General features: G+C 59.6%; 24 protein-coding genes. 19 read left to right on the plus strand and 5 right to left on the minus strand.

The features are described 5' to 3' along the window. Window positions 1–75 precede the first annotated feature (75 nt). Complete coding sequence (locus CAF73_RS06625; RefSeq protein WP_085702298.1) at window positions 76–459, plus strand: hypothetical protein; 384 nt, start codon at window positions 76–78, stop codon at window positions 457–459. Window positions 460–506: 47 nt separating this feature from the next. On the opposite strand, the gene ubiA is transcribed toward CAF73_RS06625, so the two are convergent. Beyond that, window positions 507–1,397 carry a 4-hydroxybenzoate octaprenyltransferase gene (gene ubiA / locus CAF73_RS06630; RefSeq protein ID WP_085702299.1) on the minus strand — a complete coding sequence of 297 codons (891 nt, stop codon included), beginning with the start codon at window positions 1,395–1,397 and terminating at the stop codon, window positions 507–509. Then, complete coding sequence (locus CAF73_RS06635; RefSeq protein WP_085696773.1) at window positions 1,397–1,948, minus strand: chorismate lyase; 552 nt, start codon at window positions 1,946–1,948, stop codon at window positions 1,397–1,399. The genes ubiA and CAF73_RS06635 overlap by 1 nt, the downstream gene beginning before the upstream one ends. A 199-nt stretch (window positions 1,949–2,147) precedes the next feature. Here CAF73_RS06635 and CAF73_RS06640 point away from each other — a divergent pair, with 199 nt between their 5' ends. The 3 genes from CAF73_RS06640 (at window position 2,148) to CAF73_RS06650 (ending at window position 3,951) form a co-directional block, all read left to right on the plus strand. Continuing rightward, complete coding sequence (locus CAF73_RS06640; protein WP_085696775.1) at window positions 2,148–2,315, plus strand: rubredoxin; 168 nt, start codon at window positions 2,148–2,150, stop codon at window positions 2,313–2,315. A gap of 21 nt (window positions 2,316–2,336) precedes the next feature. Beyond that, on the plus strand, window positions 2,337–3,485 hold the full coding sequence (locus tag CAF73_RS06645; RefSeq protein ID WP_085702300.1) for an NAD(P)/FAD-dependent oxidoreductase: 1,149 nt from the start codon (window positions 2,337–2,339) through the stop codon (window positions 3,483–3,485). Between the two features lie 190 nt (window positions 3,486–3,675). Continuing rightward, a complete protein-coding gene (locus tag CAF73_RS06650; protein ID WP_003213368.1) occupies window positions 3,676–3,951 on the plus strand; it encodes an HU family DNA-binding protein in 276 nt (91 codons plus the stop codon). A 130-nt stretch (window positions 3,952–4,081) separates the two neighbouring features. Here the strand turns inward: CAF73_RS06650 and CAF73_RS30435 are convergent, their stop codons facing one another. The 3 genes from CAF73_RS30435 to tssI form a co-directional block, all read right to left on the minus strand. Beyond that, a complete protein-coding gene (locus CAF73_RS30435; protein ID WP_227233940.1) occupies window positions 4,082–4,330 on the minus strand; it encodes a hypothetical protein in 249 nt (82 codons plus the stop codon). A 234-nt stretch (window positions 4,331–4,564) separates the two neighbouring features. After that, the gene (locus tag CAF73_RS06660; RefSeq protein WP_085702301.1) at window positions 4,565–5,233 is read right to left on the minus strand and encodes a DUF2931 family protein; all 669 of its coding nucleotides are present in this window, start codon (window positions 5,231–5,233) and stop codon (window positions 4,565–4,567) included. Continuing rightward, window positions 5,226–8,585 carry a type VI secretion system tip protein TssI/VgrG gene (tssI, locus tag CAF73_RS06665; RefSeq protein WP_085702302.1) on the minus strand — a complete coding sequence of 1,120 codons (3,360 nt, stop codon included), beginning with the start codon at window positions 8,583–8,585 and terminating at the stop codon, window positions 5,226–5,228. The genes CAF73_RS06660 and tssI overlap by 8 nt, the downstream gene beginning before the upstream one ends. 715 nt (window positions 8,586–9,300) lie before the next feature. On the opposite strand from tssI, the gene tssA reads away from it, so the two are divergent. The 15 genes from tssA (at window position 9,301) to tssK (ending at window position 25,399) form a co-directional block, all read left to right on the plus strand. After that, window positions 9,301–10,863, plus strand: a complete 1,563-nt coding sequence (gene tssA, locus CAF73_RS06670; protein WP_085696782.1) for a type VI secretion system protein TssA — start codon at window positions 9,301–9,303, stop codon at window positions 10,861–10,863. Between the two features lie 32 nt (window positions 10,864–10,895). Continuing rightward, entirely contained in the window at window positions 10,896–11,399 is a 504-nt protein-coding gene (gene tssB, locus CAF73_RS06675; RefSeq protein ID WP_003229587.1) for a type VI secretion system contractile sheath small subunit, read from the plus strand. 28 nt (window positions 11,400–11,427) lie between these two features. Next, window positions 11,428–12,903, plus strand: coding sequence for a type VI secretion system contractile sheath large subunit (gene tssC, locus CAF73_RS06680; RefSeq protein WP_065258217.1), 1,476 nt, complete (start codon window positions 11,428–11,430; stop codon window positions 12,901–12,903). A 9-nt stretch (window positions 12,904–12,912) separates the two neighbouring features. Next, window positions 12,913–13,320, plus strand: a complete 408-nt coding sequence (tssE, locus tag CAF73_RS06685; protein WP_065258216.1) for a type VI secretion system baseplate subunit TssE — start codon at window positions 12,913–12,915, stop codon at window positions 13,318–13,320. 11 nt (window positions 13,321–13,331) lie between these two features. Further along, a complete protein-coding gene (locus CAF73_RS06690) occupies window positions 13,332–13,838 on the plus strand; it encodes a PAAR domain-containing protein (RefSeq protein WP_085702303.1) in 507 nt (168 codons plus the stop codon). A 4-nt stretch (window positions 13,839–13,842) separates the two neighbouring features. Continuing rightward, entirely contained in the window at window positions 13,843–14,694 is an 852-nt protein-coding gene (locus CAF73_RS06695) for a hypothetical protein (RefSeq protein ID WP_085702304.1), read from the plus strand. Next, window positions 14,691–15,068 carry a hypothetical protein gene (locus CAF73_RS06700; protein WP_085702305.1) on the plus strand — a complete coding sequence of 126 codons (378 nt, stop codon included), beginning with the start codon at window positions 14,691–14,693 and terminating at the stop codon, window positions 15,066–15,068. The genes CAF73_RS06695 and CAF73_RS06700 overlap by 4 nt, the downstream gene beginning before the upstream one ends. A gap of 80 nt (window positions 15,069–15,148) precedes the next feature. Beyond that, window positions 15,149–16,936, plus strand: a complete 1,788-nt coding sequence (gene tssF, locus CAF73_RS06705) for a type VI secretion system baseplate subunit TssF (RefSeq protein ID WP_085702306.1) — start codon at window positions 15,149–15,151, stop codon at window positions 16,934–16,936. Further along, on the plus strand, window positions 16,900–17,907 hold the full coding sequence (gene tssG, locus CAF73_RS06710; RefSeq protein ID WP_085696794.1) for a type VI secretion system baseplate subunit TssG: 1,008 nt from the start codon (window positions 16,900–16,902) through the stop codon (window positions 17,905–17,907). Before tssF ends, tssG begins: the two co-directional genes overlap by 37 nt. Window positions 17,908–17,918: 11 nt before the next feature. Beyond that, window positions 17,919–20,576: a type VI secretion system ATPase TssH gene (gene tssH / locus CAF73_RS06715; RefSeq protein WP_085702307.1), complete on the plus strand. Its 2,658-nt coding sequence runs from the start codon at window positions 17,919–17,921 to the stop codon at window positions 20,574–20,576. A 10-nt stretch (window positions 20,577–20,586) separates the two neighbouring features. Then, window positions 20,587–22,113 (plus strand): sigma-54-dependent Fis family transcriptional regulator, encoded by a 1,527-nt coding sequence (locus CAF73_RS06720; RefSeq protein ID WP_085696798.1) that lies wholly within the window; start codon window positions 20,587–20,589, stop codon window positions 22,111–22,113. 93 nt (window positions 22,114–22,206) lie between these two features. After that, window positions 22,207–22,347 (plus strand): hypothetical protein, encoded by a 141-nt coding sequence (locus tag CAF73_RS06725; RefSeq protein ID WP_003229566.1) that lies wholly within the window; start codon window positions 22,207–22,209, stop codon window positions 22,345–22,347. Window positions 22,348–22,365: 18 nt separating this feature from the next. Continuing rightward, window positions 22,366–23,559, plus strand: a complete 1,194-nt coding sequence (tagH, locus tag CAF73_RS06730; protein WP_085702308.1) for a type VI secretion system-associated FHA domain protein TagH — start codon at window positions 22,366–22,368, stop codon at window positions 23,557–23,559. A 5-nt stretch (window positions 23,560–23,564) separates the two neighbouring features. Next, window positions 23,565–24,065, plus strand: coding sequence for a type VI secretion system lipoprotein TssJ (tssJ, locus tag CAF73_RS06735; protein ID WP_007954386.1), 501 nt, complete (start codon window positions 23,565–23,567; stop codon window positions 24,063–24,065). A gap of 2 nt (window positions 24,066–24,067) precedes the next feature. Further along, entirely contained in the window at window positions 24,068–25,399 is a 1,332-nt protein-coding gene (gene tssK, locus CAF73_RS06740; RefSeq protein WP_085696800.1) for a type VI secretion system baseplate subunit TssK, read from the plus strand. Window positions 25,400–25,401 lie beyond the last annotated feature (2 nt).

Here is a 25,401-nt window from a genome sequence, read left to right on the forward strand (position 1 = left end):
TAGTCCGGCGGCGATTGTGCAAATCCTGAACTAAGCTCTAAGTCCGAATCCTGACAACCACAAAAGAAGGTTTCCATGACTCAATTGACTGCTTCCTTTAAGGCTTTGCTGATGGCTGCCGCCCTGACTCTGCCTGGACTGGCGATGGCGGCCGAGCCGGCCATGATGAAGGACGGAATGATGGTCGACCACAAGGGCATGACGCTTTACACGTTCGACAAGGACAGTGGCGGCAAGTCGATGTGCAACGGCGATTGCGCCAAGAACTGGCCGCCGATGATGGCTCCCGCAGGCGCCAAGGCCGAAGGCAAATGGACGGTGATCAAGCGCGATGACGGCATGATGCAGTACGCCTACGACGGCAAGCCGCTGTATACGTTCGTGAAGGATGAGAAGCCCGGAGAAATGAAGGGCGATGGCATGAAGGACGTGTGGCACGTGGTGCACGAGCACAAATAAACGCAACTCCCCTGTGGGAGCGGGCTTGCTCCCACAGGTTCTGTGGATCAGCGCAACGCGTAATCCAGCACGATCCCGACGAAAATCGCCAGCCCGGCCCAGTGGTTGTGCAGGAACGCCTTGAAGCAACGCATCCGGTCCCGGTCGCGGGTGTACCAGAACTCCCAGGCGTAGCACCCGGCAGCCACCAGCAGGCCGAGGTGGAACCAGATCCCCAGCTCGAACTTCGACCCCGCCAGCAGCAGACAGCCCAGTGACAATGCCTGCAAGGTCAGGATGATCACCCGGTCGGCATCGCCGAACAGGATCGCCGTGGATTTCACGCCGATCTTCAGGTCATCGTCGCGGTCGGTCATCGCGTAATAAGTGTCATAGCCCACCGTCCACAGCAGGTTGGCAATCCATAGCAGCCAGGCTGTGGCCGGCAACTCACCGGTCTCGGCGGTGAACGCCATCGGCATCCCCCAGGAGAACGCCGCGCCCAGCACCACCTGCGGGTAATAGGTGTAGCGCTTCATGAACGGATAAGTGAACGCCAACGCCAGACCACCCAGCGACAGCCAGATTGTCGCGGCGTTGGTGCACAGCACCAGCAGGAAACTCACGCCCATCAGCAGCGCGAAGAACACCAGCGCTTCTTTCGAGCTGATCTTGCCGGCAGCGATAGGTCGCTGCGCAGTGCGTTTGACGTGGCCGTCGACCTTGCGGTCGGCCCAGTCGTTGATCACGCAGCCACCGGCGCGGGTCAATACAACGCCGAGGACGAAAATCACGATATTGGCCAGCGATGGCGAGCCTTTACCGGCAATCCACAGGGCCCAGAGCGTCGGCCACAGCAGCAGATAAATGCCGATCGGCTTGTCCATCCGGGTCAGCTGGATGAAGTCCCAGGCGCGCGGGTTCAAGCGATTCAGGGATTTGAGCAGGCTTTGGTACATCAGCAGTTCTCCGGACGGGCGCGGACGGCTTCCCACAGCGCAGGCAGGAAAATCTCCGCCACCAGTACGCTCAAGGCGCCACGGTCGAAGCGCGAACGGCGGCCCCACAGGCCGGCAGCCCGGGAACCTTCGGGCAGCCAGTGTTCCGGGTAATGGCAGACTTCGATGGCGCGGCGCTGGAAGGCGTGATCGCAGAACAGCAGTTCGCCCAGCGAACGGCTGCCCAGTTCATCCATGTGCAAGCCGTCGCCCTGCAAGGCACTGCGTGACGCCACGCTGCGGGCGAACACCCAGGCCTCGCCATGCCCGCGCAGATAAACCTCGCGCACCCAGCCTTCACTGCCTTCGGCCAGATCCAGCGCCGCGCATTCGTCGTCACGCAGGGTCTGCCAGCCCTCGAACAGCGGCGTTATGCTGAAGCCGTCATCGGACAGGCGCGTCAGCCGGCGGGTCAGGGAACCTTCGTCGAACAGCCAGTCGAGCGTGGATGTGTCGGGGAGGGGTGTCAGTTCGCTTTGCGGGCGCCACAGCGGGTCGTTTGTGTGTTGCACAATGAGTCATTATTGGCAGCAAATGAGGCGGCGAGCTTACCATGGCGAGCCGCGAGTTTGAGTGATCCGGGTCGCCGCTGCGCCGAACAGGCTTGCATCTGCCCGGCCCGATCAGTACAAAACGCCCTGAGCCGGACGGCAGCGCGGCACCATCGACCGTCCGCGCCGGATAAAGCCTGAACCCTGAGGAAGTACCTGAATGAAAAAGTGGCAATGTGTGGTCTGCGGCCTGATCTATGACGAAGCCAAAGGCTGGCCGGATGACGGTATTGCGCCGGGCACCCTGTGGCAGGACGTGCCGGAAGACTGGCTGTGCCCGGACTGCGGCGTCGGCAAGATGGACTTCGAAATGATCGAAATCAACTGAGAAAACATTGAGGAGTAGGGCATGAGCGCACCTGTCGTAATCGTTGGCACCGGGCTTGCGGGTTACAACCTGGCCCGCGAGTTTCGCAAACTCGATGGCGAAACCCCGTTGCTGCTGATTACTGCCGATGACGGTCGTTCCTACTCCAAGCCGATGCTGTCCACCGGTTTTGGCAAGAACAAGGACGCCGATGGCCTGAGCATGGCCGAACCGGGCGCCATGGCCGAGCAATTGAAGGCCGAAATCCGCACCCACACCCGCATCAGCGGCATCGACCCTGGCCACAAGCGGCTGTGGATCGGCGAGGAAGCGGTGAGCTATCGCGACCTGATCCTTGCCTGGGGCGCCGAAACCGTGCGGGTGCCGATCGAAGGCGATGGCGGGGATCTGGTGTTCCCGATCAACGATCTCGAAGACTACGCACGTTTTCGCGAGGCGGCGGCAGGCAAGCGTCGGGTGTTGCTGCTCGGCGCCGGGCTGATCGGCTGCGAGTTCGCCAATGACCTGATTCTGGGCGGCTACGAGGTGCAACTGGTTGCACCGTGCGAACAGGTGATGCCGACCCTGCTGCACCCCGCTGCGGCGGCTGCGGTGCAGGCCGGGCTGGAAAGTCTCGGTGCGCGTTTTCACCTCGGCCCGGTGCTGACCCGTCTGCAAAAAGTGGCTGATGGGCTGGAAGCGCACCTGTCCGACGGCCAGGTCATCCCTTGCGATGTGGTGGTCTCGGCTATCGGCCTGCGTCCACGGATCGATCTGGCGGCGGCTGCCGGTATCCAGACCAATCGCGGCGTGGTAGTCGACCGTCATTTGCAGACCTCTCACGCCAATATTTACGCCCTGGGCGACTGCGCCGAGGTCGACGGGCTGAATCTTCTGTACGTCATGCCCCTCATGAGTTGTGCGCGAGCGCTGGCACAGACTCTGGCCGGAAACCCGACCGTGGTGAATTACGGGCCGATGCCGATCACCGTGAAAACGCCGGTTTGCCCGCTGGTGGTTTCGCCGCCACCACGGGGCCGCGAGGGTGCCTGGACGGTCGAAGGGCAGGGCGCCGACATCAAGGTGCTGTGCCACGACGCCGAAGGGCAATTGCTCGGTTATGCCCTGACCGGTGCGGCAGTGATGGAAAAACTCGCGCTGAACAAACAGCTTCCGGCCTTACTGGCGTAAATACCGGTCGTTCTGTCGGAATCACCCCGCTTTTGCCCCCACAAAGGTCGCGTGGAGACTGGCGCCGCCCTTAACCGCGTGCCATCCTCACTCCCGTCTGCCGCAGAGTAGAGCCTGCGGCGCCTTGGGCGCTGTTCCAACGAGAACAGCACGGACATAACAACAAAAAACCGTCAAAGGGGCTTCACTAATGCGTAAACCAGAACTCGCCGCTGCAATCGCTGAAAAAGCAGATCTGACCAAAGAGCAGGCCAACCGCGTTCTCAACGCCGTTCTCGAAGAAATCACCGGCGCCCTGCACCGCAAGGACAGCGTCACGCTGGTGGGCTTCGGCACCTTCCTGCAACGCCACCGCGGTGCCCGCACCGGTAAAAACCCGCAAACCGGTGAACCGGTAAAGATCAAGGCCAGCAACACCGTTGCGTTCAAGCCAGGCAAATCGTTGAAAGACAGCGTCAATCCGTAATCCACAGCCCGCGTAGCGGGGGAGCGGAATAAAAAATGGGCATCTCGATTGCGGTCGGATGCCCATTTTTGTTGGCTGTTGACCAGCCGAACCGGACTTGGCAGATCGTAATGGCATTTGTCTTGGCCGGTTACCCGTAGGTGGCCAGCACCATTCTGGCGAACTCGTTCTTGCTTGGCTGGTGTCCATAAGATTTCAGGTATTTACGCCACTCGGACTCGAGTATGGGGCTTTCGTATTCGCCCTCCGTCGCCAGATGTGTGGCTGCATCGTCTATCAGGGCCTGGGTGTAATGTTTCGAGGATTTGTTTGCACTGGCCTCCGAAGTTGAAATGAACGGTCCCGCCACTGTGAGAAGCAAGCCGATACCCGTCAGCATTGAGAACTCCAGGGGGCCACCGTTCACCAGGCATCCAATACCAACGCAGCCTTCCGCTCGAACAGAGGTGCTGGTTGTGAGCGTCAGCATGACAACCAGAGCGCATCCAATCCCCGATATTGATTGTTTATTGTGTCTACCGCTCATGATGCTTTTAACGCTCCCTTTATTGATTACGGAATCCTTCGTGCAGCGATTGCACATGACAAGTGACTGGAGGGTGTTTGTGATGCCTTACCAGCTCCCGAAGGGGATGCCGTATTTTTCGATGTAGGTTTTGGATACGTCTTTGAGAGGTCGATGTTTACCTCCGGATTTACCGTCATAGGGACCTTTGGGATTGATAGTTCCTTCGACTCGGGTAATTTCGACTGACCTCAAGCACGGTCCCCTCAGCCACACCTTGGCAATTCCCCCGGGCGCCAAGCCAATAGTTACGCGGTCGCGGTAATCCGTGATCCATTTACCATCCAGTCTGCAGTACGCCTTTTCCGGCTTGCGCATGATTTCCTGCGCAGATTCGGGAATCACAATGTAGGCCTCATAGGTTTGAGGCTCAGCCAGTGATTGCCATCGCACATAGATCAAGCGGGGAAGATCGGCACCGGTGACGTCACGTCCGGCGCCGCTGCCGGGGCTGTCAGGCCAGCCTGCGGGCTTGCCCTTGTTGTCGGCGGGGGTGTTCACCGAGGCAATCCCGGCTCCGGCGCGTTTGAACACACGTTCACGGATATCCACCACGTCGGCCGTTTCAATCCAGACCTCCATGTAGGCGGGTGCTCCGAAGCCGAGGTACCAGGGCCGTTTGGTGATCGGTTGTGCATGACTTTGAGTGCAAAGCACCAACAGCAATCCGAAGACGAACCCCGTGTGTTTTTTGACGGGCCGAGTGAATTTATTCATGGGGGTGCACCACTCGTTGTTTGTTCTTTGTTGGGCGGTTGATAAAAACAACGCTCCAGTCGCTGTTGTTGAAATCTTTGGCTGCGTTCCAGTGCGCAGATAGGTGGATATAGCGGCTGCGTAACAAAGCCCGTTCTTGGATGGTCAGTCCCTCAACGGATGAATTTCCAAGCGCATAAGCCTCAAGCTTGGTGTGGATCGGGATCAGTTCCTCAGGTAGCGAAAGTTTTGAATCGTTTTCGTCAATCGCTTCAAATGGCACACCATGTCTGACCCCCAGCTCACGCATGATGCGTAAATACACCAACGACAACTCACCGTGTACCGGGCGCTCAATCATGGCCGCAGCATAAACCCGCTTCTGGGGATCCGGTGTGGATCGGCCCCTTTCCAATCGTTGAATTACAGGGGTTTCCCAGAGTGCAACCCGCAGTTGATTGCCTGGAGCGTCATCTTCGATGACGCCTTTCGTATACCAGGCAAACGCCTCCTTTTCGGCAGCGACATAGGCTGCGCTACGAGTCGCTTCGTGGCTTCGGCTGATGGTGCTGGTGACCGGGCTGCTCAACAGAAGCTTCTCCCTGGCTCTGGGCAGATAACCACCTCCCAGATCCGAATGGACGCCGGGCAAAACCAGATCAATCTCACCCAGGCTGTTAAGGGCAAAGTTCTCGCGATGTTCATCACGGGCCACCAGGTGCACCACTTTGCTGGCGCAACCATCCGGCAACTTTAAGTTCAGCCCCGGATTTCTGCTGTTTGCACCTGTGAAATCGAGCAACCATGGATTGGCGATTGCCGCGACGGTATCAAACAGACCAATGAAATTGATGCCGATACTGGATTGTGAATCCCAGTCAAAGCTACTGACTAAGAAAGGAGAGCCCGCTGGCAACGCCTTTGCGAGAATGCTGCGTTTGCCTTTGAGCACTTCGTTTGCGAAGTGCCGTGCAGCGGCGGCGCCTCGACTGAAACCGAAAATATCGAACTCGATTTTTTCTATTAGCGCGTTGGGGTTGCTATCAATCAGTGATCGAATTTGCTCCATGATTTTTTCAGGGCTCTGCTCCACACGAGCCAGGACACCCGTTTCGCCTCGTCCGGTTGCCTGGGCGTAAAGTGAATCGCCTCCATCAGCTGTCGTACCAATGCCTTCGATGTATACGCGCAAGGACGCCTGTTTCGTTTTCTCCGGCAATACCTCGAAGGCATGGTCTGTATACAGCTCATGCAAACGCACAATGTTGCTCACATCATTGCCATAACTGTTATCCGGCGAGTTGCCATTTCCGTCATAGCCATAAGTGGCGCAGTGCTTCTGAATCTCTTCGGCCGCCTCCGCCAGATTGGCATCTGGCGCATAGCAAGCCGCGACCGTTTCGCTGTTGGCCTTGTTGTTTCCCGTTCCATCGAAAAACACGCCAATCCGCAACGTAATCCCGGCAGGCGTTTCATCCTCCAGCTCGACTTCTTCTTCCTCTTCTTCGAGCTCGCTTTCCTCTGGGGAGGGTCGCGAGGCTGTCGTCTGTCTTGCTGCCGGATCACCCGTGGCCTGCGACACAAAACGCTTGGCAGATCCATCCCTGGATACCTCGCCGCCCATCACAATCTCGGTACTGCTGAAGATCCCGCCCTCGTCGATCACGATGTGATGACCGCCCGCTTTCAGCGTGATGCTGGCGCCCGCATCCAGCACCACATTGGCACCGGCCTTGATCTGCACGTGCTGTCCTGCCTCGACGGCAATGACCTTGCCGACAGATGTCTGGCTGCTGCCCTGGATGCTTTCTTGTCGATCGCGTCCGACCTCCAGTCGACTGTCATGGAGGATCTGCCGCTCCATGTCGCGCTGGGCGCGCAGGTAAACCAGTTCCTGGCCGGCACGGTCTTCTAGCGTCAGTTCGTTGTAGCCGCCGGTGTCGGGTGAGCTGCGACTGCGCAGCACGGTGCGGGTCTTGTGCTCGGGCAATCTGTAAGGCGCGGGCGTGAGTTTGTTGATCACGCAACCGGTAATCAGTGGCTGATCGGGGTCGCCCTCCAGAAAGGTCACCACGACTTCCATTCCGACACGGGGAAGGGTCATTGCGCCAAAACCGTTTCCGGCCCAGTTCGACGACACTCGTACCCAACAACTGCTGCGTTCGCAGTTCAGCTCGGCCCGGTCCCAGTGGAATTCGATCTTTACGCGACCGAACTCATCGCAGTAGATCTCTTCACCTTTTGGCCCGGTTACCCGAGCCGTCTGGCTCACCAACGGTGGCCGGCGCGCAGGCAGTGGAGGGCGGAAAACCACTTCGGCAGGTATGGCGCGGAAGCTGTTGCGATACCCCTGGGTAAAACCGTCTGCAGTAGTGGTTTCGTTTGTGGCGTGTTCCTCCAGAACTTGAGGTTGTCGCCCGGTGTGCGTGACTTCGAGTAATTGCCACATCCCGTTGCATTGCTTGCGGGGATGTTCAGTCAATTCGAACAGGTGGCCACAGCGCAGGGTTGGCTGGTTGCTCTGACCCTCGGCCGTTTCATAATCGGAGCGATGGCGTTCCAGGGCCTGACGGGCAAGTTGTTTGCCGCGCTTTTCGTTCTCGATCGCCAGCGGGTAGCGATAGTCCTCAAGTTCGGGGGTGAAATCGGCGACAAAGCGGGTTTCAAGCAACAGGTGCGGGCGCTTCAGGTCGTAGTCCCGACGGGTGACGCGGCTGGTACGTGTTCGGGCATGCCAGGAAAACCGGTGGACCATCGGGTGCTCCGCCACCATCGCGCTGTCGTGCCGGTAGGTTGTTGCGTGCAATGTCGGCAGGAACACCGTGTCATCGGTGAACACCAGCAAATGCCTCTCCACAGAATGCTGGTGATGCCATGTGATGCCGTCTTCGGCGCACAGGCGCTGGATGAACTCGAAATCGCTTTCACCGTACTGGCTGCAGTACGCGCGTGGTGGCAAGGTCTGGACATGGAACCTGAACGCATCGGCAAGGATGCCGTGACGTTTGAGCACTTGGGTGATGATTTGCGGGACAGTCTGGTTCTGGAAAATCTGTTGATCGTGACTGAACTGCAAATAGTGGAGGACTGGAACCAGTGTCAGGCCATAGTGCGACAGGCGCTTTCCAGACTCGCCTGCCTGTACATCCTCGATGCACCCGTGAATACCTTCGCCATCCAGTCCGAAGCGCAGGAACGCCGGCTGACCAAGCAAAGGTTCCATGTCGAAATCCTGAACCTCGCAGACGAGTTCTACCTTGATGGCATAAAGCGTGTTGACGGCCTCGGAACCCTCGAAAGCCAACACCTTGAAGTCGTTGCGAACGGTGGGAATCTGCAGCGTAAAGCGCGCAGAACTGACAGCTCCAGACATACGCTTGTCCTTAAGCAGAGAGGGAAATTTGGCGTGATGTCGAAACCCTCCCTGGTCAGCGCACGCGAACATTGCCCGGCACGCTAACAAGGCGTGAAACAAATTTATGTAAGAAGAGTCCCTGGTTTAAGTCGGAACATTCCGCGTTGTAAAACAGCGCCAGGGTTGTGGGAAATGCCTGTGGGAAAGTGATTCAAGGTGATAAGGAAACCCTGCGATAGTCCTGTCTGTGCAGGTATTCCAACAATATTCAACATATGAATTGCCATCAATTTGATGGCACTTTTATTGTTTGCTGCTGTCGCCAGTCATTTGTTAATAGATGAGCGTGTATTTTCGGAATCGTCCTACTTCAAATTTTTTCCGTTTTTGTCATGCTTTCATCCGTATTTATGGAACGGGCGTGCTACTACTGTTGCTGGCTTTCACTGGGCGCTCTAGATCAATGCTTACGGGGCAGCAGGTCGAAAATGTGAAATATAAACCGATATCAGGGAAACCCCTGCGACATATAGGGGATCTCCTACACACCCCAATGAACACTTCGTCTTGTTGTTTAATCAGATGCTTGCTAGTGGCCATCATAGTGATTACGATGCGCCCACTTGAAAGAGCACGTACTCAATTGGATGAGTCTTCCCTCTGCTCTTCGATACTGTCCCGCGCCGCTGCAATTCCAATAGGCGCACGACCGTAATCCAAATAAAGGCCATGGATGTCCTACTCAAGCAAACTTTCCGCCCATTACCTCGAACTCGCTAAAGTCTCTGTTTCCAAAGAGAATTTTGCGGGCGAAGACGTTCGTTTCTCGAGCGAGTTCGAGGCGCTGGAAAGCGAGCTGGCCAAAGCCTCGTCGATGCACGAAAGCGGACAGATCGACTGGCTGAAAATTCGCGAAAACAGCGAAAACCTCCTGCGTACCCAATCCAAGGATTTGCGTGTCGGCGCCTGGCTGACCTGGTCGCTGTACCAGCGTGAATCCTTCCCCGGTCTGCTGGCCGGCCTCGGAATGCTGCACCACTTGTCGGAAAACAACTGGGCCGAAGTTCACCCGCTCAAACCCCGCACCCGGGCCGCCGCCATTGGCTGGCTGGTGCCGCGTCTGGAGCAGGTGATCACCGAGAACATCGCGATCAAGGAACAGCTGCCGATGTTCCGGCAGTTATCCGAGCACCTGTCCGGTCTCGACGCCGCCTGCACTGAGCATCTGGGCGATGATGCGCCGCTGCTGCTGCCGCTTTCCCGCCGCCTGAAAACCATGATCCAGCGCGCTGCCGACAATCAGCCGGCTCCCGGCGTGGTGGGCGCGGCGGTGGCACAGGTCAAACAGGCCGCCAGCCAGTTGCTGGCGCCCGGCGCGCCGATCGACAACGAGAAAGAAGCCCACAAGGCCCTGCGCGCCCAACAGGAAAGTGCCCGCCCGTTGTGCGCCTGGTGGCTCAAGCAGAAAGCCACCGACCTGCGCGCCCTGCGCCTCAACCGTACCTTGCTGTGGATGACGATCGACGCGGTGCCCGAGCGCAACGCCGAGCAGATCACCGTGCTGCGCGGGTTGCCGGTCGACAAGCTCAAGCAGTATCAGGACCGTTTCGACCAGGGCAAATACGCCGACCTGCTGGTGGAGCTGGAGGCGAGCCTGGCGAAGGCGCCGTTCTGGTTCGATGGCCAGCGAATGGTCTGGGAATGTCTCCAGAACCTCAACGCCGAGCTGGCCATGCGCGAAGTGGAAATCCACTTCGCGCTTTTGATTCAGCGCCTGCCCGGCATCATCGAGCTGCGTTTCCATGACGGCGCGCCGTTTGCCGATCCGTCCACCCGGGCGTGGATCGCCGGCAACGTCATGCCGCACCTGCAAAGCGCCAGCGCGCCGCGCAAGGTCGAGACCGAGAACGTCGAAACCCAGCCTGCCTGGGAAAAAGCGCTGGAAGAAGTCCAGCCGATCCTGCGCAAGGAAGGCCTCAAGCCAGCGGTGCAGATCCTCAAGCAGGGCCTGCAATCGGCGCACGGCGGCCGCGAACGCTTCTTCTGGCAGTTCGCTCTCGCGCGGCTGTGCTTCCTGGCCAAGAAATACGAACTCGCCAAGAACCAGCTCGAAACCCTCGATCAGACATTACAGGACTCAGGCCTGCACGCCTGGGAGCCCGATCTTGCATTGGAAGTGCTGCACCTGCTGCACAGTTGCTGCGAGTTACTGCCGCAGAACCATGCCGTACGTGAACGCAAGGAAGAGATTTATCGCAGGCTGTGCCACCTCGATCTCGAAGTGGTACTCGAATAGGCCCCAGGGCCACAACCGCAAGGAGAAAAGCCATGGCCAAAGAAGGCTCGGTAGCCCCCAAGGAACGCATCAACGTCACCTTCAAACCCGCCACCGGCGGTGCTCAGGAAGAGATTGAACTGCCGCTGAAGCTGCTGGCAATCGGTGACTACACCCACCGCAAGGACGATCGCAAGATCGAGGATCGCAAGCCGATCAGCATCGACAAGATGACCTTCGACGAAGTGCTGGCCAAGCAAGAGCTGGGTCTGACGCTGAGCGTGCCGAACCGTCTTCAGGAAGATGGCGAGGCCGACGAGCTGGCTGTGCAACTGCGCGTCAACTCCATGAAGGACTTCAACCCGGCCAGCCTGGTCGAGCAAGTGCCTGAGCTGAAAAAACTGATGGAACTGCGTGACGCGCTGGTGGCCCTCAAAGGCCCGCTGGGTAACGCACCTGCGTTCCGTAAAGCCATCGAAGGCGTGCTCGCCGACGATGAATCCCGCGGTCGCGTACTCGGTGAGCTGGGCCTGAACGCCGCAGCCCCGGACGCTTGAGACTCCAGCAGCCAAGGAAGCCAACACAATGAGCACTAGCGCAGCACAACAGAACGCCGCAGAAAACGGCGAGTACAGCATCCTCGACAGCATCATCGCCGAAACCCGCCTGACGCCGGACGACGAAGCCTACGACATCGCCAAGCGCGGTGTGTCGGCGTTCATCGAAGAGCTGCTCAAGCCGCAGAACAACGGTGAGCCGGTCAAGAAAGCCATGGTTGACCGCATGATCGCCGAGATCGATGCCAAGCTCAGCCGTCAGATGGACGAAATCCTGCACCACCCGGACTTCCAGGCGCTGGAATCGTCGTGGCGTGGCCTGCAACTGCTGGTCGACCGCACCAACTTCCGCGAAAACATCAAGATCGAAATCCTCAACGTCTCCAAGGACGACCTGCTGGACGACTTCGAAGATTCGCCGGAAGTGATGCAGTCGGGCCTGTACAAGCACATCTACACCGCTGAATACGGCCAGTTCGGTGGTCAGCCGGTTGGCGCGATCATCGCCAACTACTACCTGTCCCCAAGCTCGCCGGACGTGAAACTGATGCAGTACGTGTCCAGCGTAGCCTGCATGTCCCACGCGCCGTTCATCGCTGCTGCCGGCCCGAAATTCTTCGGTCTGGAAAGCTTCACCGGTCTGCCGGACCTGAAGGATCTGAAAGATCACTTCGAAGGCCCGCAATTCACCAAATGGCAGAGCTTCCGTACCTCGGAAGACTCCCGCTACGTTGGCCTGACCGTTCCGCGTTTCCTGCTGCGTAACCCGTACGACCCGGAAGAGAACCCGGTCAAGTCGTTCGTGTACAAGGAAAACGTTGCCAACAGCCACGAGCATTACCTGTGGGGCAACACCGCTTTCGCCTTCGGTACCAAGCTGACCGACAGCTTCGCCAAATTCCGCTGGTGCCCGAACATCATCGGCCCACAGAGCGGCGGCGCGGTCGAAGACCTGCCTCTGCACCACTTCGAAAGCATGGGCGAAATCGAAACCAAGATTCCTACCGAAGTTCTGGTTTCCGACCGTCGTGAATACGAACTGGCCGAGGAAGGCTTCATCTCCCTGACCATGCGTAAAGGCTCCGACAACGCGGCGTTCTTCTCCGCAAGCTCGGTGCAGAAGCCGAAGTTCTTCGGCATCAGCGCAGAAGGCAAGGCGGCAGAGCTGAACTACAAGCTCGGCACCCAGCTGCCGTACATGATGATCGTCAACCGCCTGGCTCACTACCTGAAAGTGCTGCAGCGCGAGCAACTCGGTTCGTGGAAAGAGCGTACCGACCTCGAACTGGAACTGAACAAGTGGATCCGCCAGTACGTGGCCGACCAGGAAAACCCGAGCGCCGAAGTCCGTGGCCGTCGTCCGCTGCGCGCTGCGCAAGTGATCGTCAGCGACGTTGAAGGCGAGCCGGGCTGGTACCGCGTCAGCCTGAACGTGCGCCCGCACTTCAAGTACATGGGTGCCGATTTCACCCTGTCGCTGGTTGGCAAGCTGGACAAAGAGTAAGAGCGACTCATGGACGGATACGGCAGCCTTTTCGAACGCCTCAACGGCGACGCGGAACTACGCAAGGGCAAGAGCCTCGAGGCTTCTGCCATGGCGTCGGTGGCTGCCCATCTGGCCAAAATGCTCAGCACCCGGGCCGGCAGCGTGCAAACGCTGTCCGACTACGGGTTGCCCGATCTCAATGACATGCGCCTGAGCCTGCACGACTCCCTGAGTCAGGCCCGCCTGGCCATCGAAAGCTTCATCGAAGCCTACGAACCGCGCCTGAGCAACGTGCGTGTCATTTCCCTGCCGCGTGATCACGACCAGCTCCGCCTGGCCTTCAGCATCGAAGGCCTGCTGGAAGTCGAGGGTTTCAAGCGTCAGGTGAGTTTCGCCGCGCGCCTGGATGGCAGCGGTCAAGTGAAGGTCAACTAAGGAGAATCCCGATGTCTGGCAAACCTGCAGCACGCGTATCCGACCCCACTGCTTGCCCGCTCCCCGGCCACGGCACCAACCCGATCGCCGCCGGTTCTGGCGACGTGTTCTTCGACGGCCTCCCGGCCGCTCGCCAGGGCGATGCCTCGGCGTGTGGTGGCGCGTTGGTCGGCGACCTTGCGACTACGGTTCTGATCAACGGCAAGCCGGCTGCCACCGTTGGTTCGGTCGGGGCCCATGGCAACAAGGTCACTGCCGGCTCCGGGACGGTGATTATCGGCAATTCGCATTCGCCGGCGCCGTTTGTGCCGCCGGAGCCATTAGTCATTCCTGGAGTTTTCAACCGCGTTTTTTCTTTCCATACAGCGGATGGACAGCCAGTAGCAAACCTGAATTACAGAATAGTTTCTGACAGTGGCTTAGAGAAAGCAGGATGTTCATCGGCGGCGGGAGGCACAGGGTGTTTCTCCACTGGAAAACAAGGCGAGATGGTTACCATCTACGTGTCGTCGGAGTAATCGCGTGGAAACTTCTATTGTCATCGACGGCGTTGCTCACATTTTCGAAACTTCCGATGGAAAAACGGAACTGAAAATCAAAGCCGAAACTACGCCGAGTGAAGATAAAAAACCGAAACAGATTCCATTGCCTCACGTCTGGCTAATAACCAGAGGGAATGGGGTACCTCTTTTTGCTCTAAAACCGAATGCTTCAGATGTTCAGTTCAGAATCATGAAAGCTGAGAAACTGTATGCGGAAGCAATTCAATGGTTTGAGCCTCTGGCTGATAATTATCGGAAGAAAATTTGGGTGAATCCCGAGTCTAAAACTGCTGGCACAGACGCTTATAATGCCTATAAGCAGTTTAACTGGTCGCAAATTATTAAATTTGCAATTGTTGATAGGATGTCAATTAGCTTTGCTCCGACAATGCCTGGTGATTGGAAAAATAGTTCTGAGGGTGGTGCCGGATTTATATTGGTCATGATCGATGGTGAGCCCTATTGGGGTGATGGGGTTGGGCAAATACCGTTTGCGACCGATACCTACCGTTTATATCTGGAAGAAACCAAATCTTTGGAAGCCGCTATTAAGAAAACCGTTGAAACCGGTATGAAATATGGTGACGGTGTTCCTATATTCCCAAAGGAGGACAAAACCAACGAATACGATAATTACATGGTGCTGCGTGGGGCTTTATGGGCTTCGGAGAACTTTGAACTACGTACTGAAACGGTAAGGGTATTTGCTGGGCGAATGGGCTATCGCGAGAAAGTGGTGACCAGCACGGTTTATCTCGGCACATCCGATCAGAAGTTAAGAAGCTCCATCACGCAAGGCTCTGTAGATAAGTATGGAGAGTGGAAAAGATGATGGCGAGGCTGGCGGCGGGCCTATCAGTGCATTTTTTTGCCTGCGTAATTTATGTCGTTGTTAATTACTATGGTGTTTCGCTATATAAGGTTTTATTTGGTGGTTTGACTTCGCGTGGCGCTTCTGTCGGGATTGCCATGTATATGGTCTTTTATCTATTTGTTTTTGTAAATTTAGTTGTTGCTTTGATTCCAGGGCGGATATTTAAATTTAGCATCGTTTTTTTAATGGTTGCATTGATATTGATTTATCTTTTGCCGCTTTACCCTGTTCGCGCGGCGGCTTATAGCGTTTTAACGGGTGGGCTGACTGCTCTGGCGATATGGGTGGCTAACAAGTTTGAAAGATTATTGTTGGCTCGGAGTACTAAATGAAATGTTTTCTTTTTTTCGTATTAACGCTTTCAGTAGTTTCAGTTTGCAAATAAAACGAATCAATAGCTAGGCAGCCAGACATGTCCTTTAACCACTACTACCAAAGCGAACTCACCGCACTGCGCCAACTGGGCCGCCGTTTCGCCGAGCGTAGTCCGGCACTGGCGCCGTTCCTGGGGCAGGCCGGGCGGGATCCGGATGTGGAGCGGTTGCTGGAAGGCTTTGCGTTTCTGACCGGGCGTCTGCGCCAGAAGCTCGATGACGAGTTGCCGGAGCTCAGCCATTCCCTGATGCAGTTGCTGTGGCCGAACTACATGCGCCCGCTGCCGGCGTTCAGCATTCTGCAGTTCGATCCGCTCAAGCGTTCCGGGCCGGCGCTGAAGGTCGAGCGTGATACGCCGGTCGAGAGCGTGCCGATCGAAGACGTGCGTTGCCGTTTCCGCACCTGCTATCCGACTGAAGTCATGGCGCTGGATCTGGCTGCGCTCAACTACTCGGTGAAGGGCGACGGTTCGCTGCTCAGCCTGCGCCTGGAGATGAGCGCCGACGGCCACCTCGGCGAGCTGGAGCTGAGCAAGCTGCGTCTGCACTTTGCCGGCGAGCGCTACATCAGCCAGATGCTCTACCTGAGCCTGCTGCGCAACCTCGACGGCATCGAACTGATCCCCCTCGACGGCGCCGGCAAGCCCATCGATGGCGTGAGCGGCAAGCCGATGGCGTTCAAGATTCCGGGTGACCGGGTCAAGCCAGTGGGTTTTGCCGAAGAAGAAGCGTTGATCCCGTATCCGCTGAACACCTTCCGCGGCTATCGCTACCTGCAGGAATACTTCGCTTTCCAGGACAAGTTCCTGTTCGTCGATGTCCACGGTCTGGACATCCTCAAGGCGCTGCCGGAAGACACCCTCAAGCAAATGCGCGGCCTGGAATTGCGCTTCGACATCCGCAAGAGCGGGATCATGCGCATGCGTCCGACGACGGATAACGTGAAGCTGTTCTGCACGCCGATCGTCAACCTGTTCAAGCACGACGCACTGCCGATCCGCCTCGACGGCAAACAGGACGAATACCTGCTGCTGCCGGCCGAATACGATCTGGAAAACTGCGGCGTGTTTTCGGTGGAAACCGTGACCGGCTGGAAGCCCGGCGGCCTCGGATATCAGGAGTACGTGCCGTTCGAATCCTTCGAGCATGACCCGAGTTTCGACGTGCCCAACAGCCGTCCGCATTACAGCATCCGCCAGCGTTCGTCGTTGCTGCACGACGGTCTCGACACCTACCTGAGCTTCGGCATCCGCCACACCGAAGCCCACGAAACCCTGTCGATCGAGCTGGTCTGCACCAACCAGAACCTGCCGCGCAAACTCAAGCTCGGGCAGATCTGCATGGCCTGCGAAGAGACCCCGGAGTTTCTGAGTTTCCGCAACATCACCCCGGCCACTTCCAGTTTCGCGCCGCCGCTGAACCGTGACTTCCTGTGGAAGCTGATCAGCAACATGTCGCTCAACTATCTGTCGCTGGCCGACGTCAATGCACTGAAGGTGATTCTCGAAACCTACGACCTGCCGCGCTACTACGACCAGCACGCGGAGAAGGTCAGCAAGCGCCTGCTCGGCGGCCTCAAGCACATCAAGCATCACCACGTGGACCGGTTGCACCGTGGTCTGCCGGTGCGCGGTCTGCGTACCGAACTGACCATCGACCCGGAAGGGTATATCGGTGAGGGCGACCTGTTCGTCTTCGCCTCGGTTCTCAACGAGTTTTTCGCGCTTTACGCCAGTCTCAATTCATTCCACGAGCTGCGGGTAAAAAGCACACAGGGAGAGGTGTACCAATGGACACCACGTATGGGCCTGCAGCCCCTGCTTTAAGCGGGCTGACGAAGGTAATACGCGAGTACTCGCTGTTTCAGGCCGTGCTGCTGGTGATCGACCGGCTGCGCGATGCGCACCCGTACCTGAGCGAAGACGACCTGTACGACCAGCTGGAATTCCAGGCCAACCCGAGCCTCGGGTTTCCGCGCAGCGATGTCGATCGCGTGGAGTTTTTCGAAGAGCACGGGCAGATGCGCGCGCGCCTGCGCTTCAACCTGATCGGCCTGGTCGGTTCCGGCTCGCCGCTGCCGGCGTTCTATGGCGAGCAAGCCCTGGGCGACAGCGAAGACGGCAACCCGACGCGCAATTTCCTCGACCTGTTCCACCATCGCCTGCAACGACTGATGCTGCCGATCTGGCGCAAGTATCGCTATCGCGCGAGCTTCCAGAGCGGCGCGGTCGACCCGTTCTCCTCGCACCTGTTTGCCCTGATCGGCCTCGGCGGCGACGAGATCCGCAAGGCCAAGGAACTGAACTGGAAACGCCTGCTGCCGTACCTCGGCCTGCTCAGTCTGCGAGCGCACTCGGCGGCGCTGATCGAAGCGGTGCTGCGTTACTACTTCAAACACGAAGACCTGGTCATCGAGCAGTGCATCGAGCGCCGCGTGGAAATTCTCGAAGAACAGCGCAACCGCCTCGGCTTCGCCAACAGCGTGCTGGGTGAAGACCTGGTGTTGGGCGAACAGGTGCGCGATCGCAGCGGCAAATTCCGCATTCACATCACCGAACTCGACTGGGAGCGATTCCACGAATTCCTGCCCATCGGTTTCGGTTACCAGCCGCTCTGCGCGCTGGTTCGGTTCACCTTGCGTGACCCGCTCGATTACGACATTCGCCTGGTGCTGCGTCCGGAAGAAATCCGCGAACTGCGCATTGGCGAGAAGAACGACTGTCGCCTGGGTTGGACCAGTTGGCTGGGCTGCGAGAAAGCAGACGGCGTGGTGACTCTGGGCAGCAAAATTCATTAAGGACGTGAGCCATGATCAACGTAGACCTGCAACAACTCATCCAGGCGCTGGACGCCGAAACCCGTCGCGATCTGGAGCGTTCGGCCGAGCGCTGTGTCGCCCGTGGCGGCAGCAAGATTCTGGTCGAGGACTTGCTGCTCGGCCTGCTGGAGCGCCCGAACGGTCTGCTCTCCCGCGCGCTGCAGGATGCCGACGTTGATGCCGGCGAACTGAGCGCCGCGCTGCAATCGCGGGTCGAGCACAGCGCTTCGCGCAACCCGGTGTTCGCCCCGGAGCTGGTGCAGTGGCTGCAGGACGCGCTGCTGGTGGCCAACCTTGAACTGGGCCAGACCTCGGTCGAAGACGCGGCGCTGATCCTCGCGCTGCTGCGCAACCCGATGCGCTACGCCGGCAGCCGTTATCAGCCGCTGCTCGCCAGACTGAACATTGATCGCCTGAAAGAATTCGCCCTGTCGCAACAGCCTCAGGCCGCGGCCAACGGCAAACCGGCCGCCCAGGGCGAATCCCTTTTGGAGCGCTTCACCCACAACCTGACCCAACAGGCCCGCGACGGCAAACTTGACCCGGTGCTGTGCCGCGATGGTGCGATCCGCCAGATGGTCGACATCCTCGCCCGTCGCCGCAAGAACAACCCGATCGTGGTCGGTGAAGCCGGTGTCGGTAAAACCGCCATCGTCGAAGGACTGGCCTCGCGCATCGCGGCCGGTGAAGTGCCGCAAGTGCTCAAGGGCGTTGAACTGCTGTCGCTGGACATGGGCCTGTTGCAGGCCGGCGCCAGCGTCAAAGGTGAATTCGAGCGTCGTCTCAAAGGCGTGATCGACGAGGTCAAAGCCTCGCCGAAACCGATCATCCTGTTCATCGACGAAGCCCACACCTTGATCGGCGCGGGCGGCAATGCCGGCGGTTCCGACGCGGCCAACCTGCTGAAACCGGCGCTGGCTCGCGGTGAGCTGCGCACCATCGCCGCCACCACTTGGGCCGAGTACAAGAAATACTTCGAGAAAGACCCGGCGCTGGCCCGTCGTTTCCAGCCGGTTCAACTGCACGAACCGACCGTGAGCGAAGCCGTCACCATCCTGCGTGGCCTGGCGCAGGTTTACGAGAAGAGCCACGGCATCTACTTGCGCGATGACGCGGTGGTCTCGGCAGCGGAACTGTCCGCCCGTTACCTTGCCGGTCGGCAACTGCCGGACAAGGCTGTCGACGTCCTCGACACCGCGTGTGCCCGCGTTCGCATCAGCCTCGCTGCTGCCCCGGAAAGCCTGGAGCGCCTGCGTGGCGAGCTGGCTGAAGGTGGCCGTCAGCGTCAGGCCCTGCGCCGCGATGCCGAAGCCGGTCTGCTGATCGACCACGAAGCGCTGGAGGCACTGGAAACGCGTCTGGACGAAGCCGAAGCCGAAATGGTCGCACTGGAAACCCTGTGGACCGAACAGAAGCAACTGGCCGAGCGCCTGCTGGAGCTGCGTCAGCAACTGGCCAAGGCTCGCGAAGCCGCCGCCGTCGAGCCGACCGTCAGTGTTGAAGAGGACGCCGAAGGCACCGTGATCGAAACTCGCGCTGCCGAAGTCGCGCAAGGCCAGAGCGTCGAAGCGCTGGAGGCCGAGCTGAACAAGACTCACAGCGAGCTGACGGCTGCGCAGGTCAAAGAGCGTCTGGTCAGCTTCGAAGTCTGCCCGCGTCTGGTGGCCGAAGTGATCAGCGCCTGGACCGGCGTGCCGCTGGCGCAACTGGCCCGTGAACACAATGCCAAGGTCGCAAGCTTCGCCACTGACTTGCGCACCCGTATCCGGGGTCAGGAACAAGCCGTGCACGCGCTGGATCGCTCGATGCGCGCCACCGCTGCCGGCCTGAACAAGCCTGACGCACCGGTTGGCGTGTTCCTGCTGGTGGGCCCGAGTGGCGTCGGCAAGACCGAAACCGCCCTGGCGCTCGCCGACCTGCTGTACGGCGGCGACCGTTTCATCACCACCATCAACATGTCCGAGTTCCAGGAGAAACACACCGTTTCCCGCCTGATCGGTGCACCGCCAGGCTACGTCGGTTACGGCGAGGGCGGCATGCTCACCGAAGCCGTGCGCCAGAAACCGTACTCGGTGGTGTTGCTCGATGAAGTCGAGAAGGCCGACCCGGACGTGCTCAACCTGTTCTACCAAATCTTCGACAAGGGCGTGGCCAACGACGGCGAAGGGCGCGAGATCGATTTCCGCAACACGCTGATCCTGATGACCTCGAACCTGGGCAGCGACAAGATCAGCGACCTCTGCGAAGACGGCGCGCGTCCGACCGCCGAAGTGCTGGAAGAAACCATTCGCCCGGTGCTCAGCAAACACTTCAAACCGGCGCTGCTGGCGCGGATGAAAGTGGTGCCGTACTACCCGGTCGGCGGCCCGGTATTGCGCGAGCTGATCGAGATCAAGCTCGGTCGTCTGGGCGAGCGTCTGAACCGTCGCCAACTGGATTTCAGCTGGTGCCAGAACCTCGTCGATCACCTGTCCGAGCGCTGCACGCAGAGCGAAAGCGGTGCGCGCCTGATCGACCATTTGCTCGACCAGCACGTGCTGCCGCTGGTGGCCGACCGCTTGCTCGATGCCATGGCCACCGGTGAAAGCCTCAAGCGCGTGCATGCGACGCTTGACGGCGAAGCCGGTGTGACCTGCGAGTTCGCCTGAGGTGAGTGTGATGTTCACTCAAGTGCCGCAGCCACTGGTCTATGCCGAAGCCTTGCTGGCGCAGTTCGCCAGCCTGTCGCGCGCGGCGGACGGTGCTGCGCTGCTGGGTGACTTCGTGCGCGGTCTGGCCGGGCTGAGCGGTTGCGAACTGACGCAGCTGTACCTGTTGGACGCCACGCACACGTCGCTGGGGATGAATGCCGAATGCCTCGACGGTGTGCTGCAACCGCGCAGCGCGGCGAGCCTGCCGGCGGACTACAACGGCGAGCAACTGTTGCAGTTCGCCCTGTGCCAGAACCGCGTGGTGTGCCTCGACGACCTGGGCGGCAGCCTGCACGAAACCAGTTTTCTGCCGGCGTCGTCCACGCCTTGGCAATCACTGTTGTGCGTGCCGCTGGTCAATCAGCAGAAGGCCGTCGAGGGTCTGTTGCTGTGCGCCAGCCGTCGGCATGTCGACCTGCAAGGCTTCGCCGATTCCCTCGGCCAGCTCGGCTCGTTCGTGCTGGGTCAGCTGCATCTGCTGCAACGCCTGCGCCAGCCAGTGGATGCGGCCGCGCCGGTCGTGCGCAGTTTGCCGAGCGCCAGCGGTTACGGCCTGATCGGCAAAAGCGCGGCGATGCGCCAGACCTATTCGCTGATCAGCAAAGTCCTGCACAGCCCGTACACCGTGCTGTTGCGTGGCGAGACCGGCACCGGCAAGGAAGTGGTCGCGCGGGCGATCCACGATTGCGGCCCGCGCCGATCCCAGGCGTTCATCGTGCAGAACTGCGCGGCATTCCCGGAAAACCTGCTGGAAAGCGAGCTGTTCGGCTACCGCAAAGGTGCGTTCACCGGGGCCGACCGTGACCGCGCGGGCCTGTTCGACGCGGCCAACGGCGGCACCCTGTTGCTCGACGAAATCGGCGACATGCCGCTGTCGCTGCAAGCCAAGTTGTTGCGTGTTCTGCAGGAAGGCGAGATCCGACCGCTGGGTTCCAACGACACCCACAAGATCGACGTGCGCATCATCGCCGCGACGCACCGCGATCTGTCTGTGCTGGTCAGCGAAGGCAAATTCCGTGAGGACCTTTACTACCGCCTCGCGCAGTTCCCGATCGAGTTGCCGGCCCTGCGTCAGCGCGAAGGCGACATCCTCGACCTGGCCAGACACTTCGCCGACAAGGCTTGCACCTTCCTGCAACGTGATCCGGTGCGCTGGTCGGACGCGGCCCTGGAACATTTGTCCGGTTACACCTTCCCCGGCAATGTGCGTGAGCTCAAAGGCCTGGTCGAGCGCGCGGTGTTGTTGTGCGAGGGCGGCGAGTTGCTGGCCGAGCATTTCTCGCTGCGCCTGGAATTGACGCCGGCGCCGGAAGACCACTGCGGCCTGAATCTGCGCGAACGACTGGAAGCGGTCGAACGCAATCTGCTGCTTGATTGCCTGCGCAAGAACGACGGCAACCAGACGCTCGCCGCACGCGAACTGGGCTTGCCACGCCGCACGCTGCTGTACCGGCTCGGCCGCTTGAACATCAATCTGGGTGATTTCGATGGGTAGGCGAAAGTCCGTCGGATTCACCTCGAAAACCTGTTTCAGCGCCGCCCGCGAGGGTCGGCGCTTTGTGCTTTGTCTACACCTGGAGACCCTCTGATGTCTGTTCGTCACTGGCACGCTGTCCTGCTGACCCTCGTCGTTCTATGCGGCCTCGGCGGTTGCAGCGGCAATTACAAATTCAACGATAACGATTACCGCCCGTTGGGTGATCCGCAGGCGGTCAATCGCGGCAAGTGACCGCAAGGAGCATCAAACATGGAATTGGTTTTCGAAATGCTGAACACCAAGCAGTTCGTGCCCACCGAGCTGTGCCAGCGGACCTTCAAACAGGCCGGCGGCGTGATCGGGCGGGGCGAGGACTGCGACTGGATCATCCCTGACCGCAAGCGTCACTTGTCCAATCATCACGCGATCGTCAGCTATCGCGAGGGCACGTTTTTCCTGACCGACACCAGCAGCAACGGTGTTCAGGACGGCGACAGCGGCGCACGCCTGCACAAGGGCGAACCGGTGCGTATCGAGCACGGCAGCACCTACGTGCTGGGCGACTTCGAGATTCGTGCGCGCCTGGTGCGCGACCCGGCGACCTTCGACGGTGAAGTCGGCCTGCCCCGCGCCGCCGGCAGCATCATTCCGGACGACGCGTTCCTCGACCTCGACCCGTTGAAATCGCTGGAGCAGCAAGAGCGCGTGTACTCGGAGTTCGAGGAAATGCTCGCACCGGTGACCGACCCTGAAGACTCCCGTCAGCGCGCCGACTACGCGCGCATCGACATGGAAAGCCTGATGGTGCCGGAGTTGATCGTCGAGCCCACGCCAGAACCTGCGCCGGCGCCGAAAGCGGTCGAGCGTCAGAGCGAAACCTTCTGGGATAGATTCGGCGCAGCCCTCGGCGTGAACGTGAAGAACCTCAGCCACGACGAGCGAGAAGCCCTCGCGCTGAACGCTGCACGTCTGCTGCGCCAGAGCATCGGCGGTCTGCAACAGAGCTTGCGCACCCGTTCGGAGCTGAAGAACGAACTGCGTCTGGCCCAGACCACCGTGCAAGGCACCAACAAGAACCCGCTGAAATTCGCCGTCGATCCGAGCGAAGCGCTGGACATCCTGTTGCAGCCGCACAAGCCGGGTCACTTGCCGGCCGAGCAGGCGATCTCCCGTGCGTTCCGCGACTTGCAGGCGCATCAGGTAGCGCTGCTGACCGCCAGCCGCGCGGCGGTGCGCGGCACTTTGGAGCACTTCTCGCCAGAGCAACTGACCTTGCGTTTCGAGCGTGACAACAAGCCGTTGCTCGCCACCGCCGGCGGGCGCTGGAGAGCGTTCAACCGTTATCACCATGCGCTGCGTCAGGACGACGACTGGAGCGAGCGTCTGCTGGCCCGCGACTTCGCCCAGGCCTACGAAGAACAGATCCGCCTGATCTCCACCCTCCACACCGACCACCAAGGATGATGCGCATGTCTCGCCGCTCGACCGCTTTTTTCAAGACGCTGACCGCGCTCACCCTGATGGTGCTGCTCGCCGGTTGCTCGTCGCTGTCGCCGTATTCGAAAGTGACCAAGATCAACCTGAAGCTGACCGGCAGCGACCAGCTGAACCCGGACCTCAACGGTCGTCCGTCGCCGATCGTGGTGCGCCTGTTCGAACTCAAGCACCCGGTGACGTTCGAGAACGCCGATTTCTTCAGCCTCTACGAGCGCGCCAAGGAATCCCTCAACCCGGATCTGGTGGCCAGCGAAGAACTCGAACTGCGCCCGGGTGAAACCGTGGAACTGAAACTCAGCGTGGAGGAGGGCAGTCGCTTCATCGGCATCCTCGCCGCGTACCGTGACCTGCCGGAAACCAAGTGGCGCCACACGTTCCCGATCACGCCGCTGGAAGTCACCGAAGCCGATCTGACTCTGGATCAGGCCGGTATCCGCAAGACCAACGAAGTGCTCGCCAAGGCGGATGACTGACCATGAATACCCATAAAGTCATCTGGCAGGAAGGCATGCTGCTGCGTCCGCAGCACTTCCAGCACAACGACCGCTACTACGATCACCAGATGAAGACCCGCACCCAGTTGCTGGGCGGCTACACCTGGGGTTTCCTGAATCTGGAGATCGACTTGCAGTTCCTCAACATGGGCAAACTGGTGATCAGTGAAGCCTCGGGGATCCTGCCGGACGGCAGCCTGTTCGAACTCGGCGGCAACACCGAACCGCTGGCCCTGGACATTCCGCCGAACACCGGCAACATGCCGGTTTACCTGGCGCTGCCGCTGGTCACCGGTAACCACATCGAGGCCCGTCGCCCGGAGCAGTCGGACGTGCTGGCGCGCTACACCGCGTATGACGCCGAAGTGGCCGACTCCAACGCCGGTGATGATTCCGCCAGCCAGGTCAGCTGCGGTCGCCCGGACTTCAAGCTGTTGCTCGGCGAGCAGCAGAGCGACCAGGCCTACGTGAAGCTGAAAATCTGCGACGTGCTCGACACCACGCCGGACGGCGTGATCAGCCTCGATCCGGATTTCGTGCCGACCTACATTCAGGCCCACGCTTCCAGCTACCTGCTGTCGTGCCTGAAAGAAGTGATCAGCATGCTCGGTCACCGGGGCGACACCATTGCCGAGCGCATCCGTTCGAACGGCAAGGTCGGTGGCGCGGAAATCGGCGACTTCATGATGCTGCAACTGATCAACCGCACCGAACTGCTGCTGCGCCACTACCTGGGTCTGGAGCAGGTTCATCCGGAAGAGTTGTACCGCACGCTGCTGACCATGCTCGGTGATCTGGCGACCTTCTCCAGCGACAGCAAACGCCCGCGCCTGGACAGCCGTTACTCCCACGCCGACCAGGGTGCGAGCTTCCGCAAACTGATGGAGTCGATCCGTCAGGTACTGTCGATGGTGCTGGAACAGCACGCTATCGAACTGATCCTGCAAGCGCGTCAGTACGGGATCATCGTGTCGCCGCTGCACGACCACAAACTGCTGGGCTCGGCGTCGTTCGTGCTGGCAGCCAGTGCCAACTGCGACTCCGAAGAACTGCGCAACCGCTTGCCTGCGCACCTCAAGGTCGGCCCGGTGGAACGCATCCGCCAACTGGTCAACCTGCACCTGCCGGGGATCAAGGTCAAACCGTTGCCGGTGGCCCCGCGGCAGATCGCGTTCCATTCGAACAAAACCTATTTCATCCTCGAACTCAGTTCCGAAGACCTGGCGCAACTCGAGCGCTCCGGCGGCTTCGCGTTCCACGTGTCCGGCGAATTCGCCGAGCTTGAACTGAAATTCTGGGCCATCAGGAACTGACC

The organism is Pseudomonas sp. B15(2017) (genome assembly GCF_002113215.1).
GTDB lineage: Bacteria > Pseudomonadota > Gammaproteobacteria > Pseudomonadales > Pseudomonadaceae > Aquipseudomonas.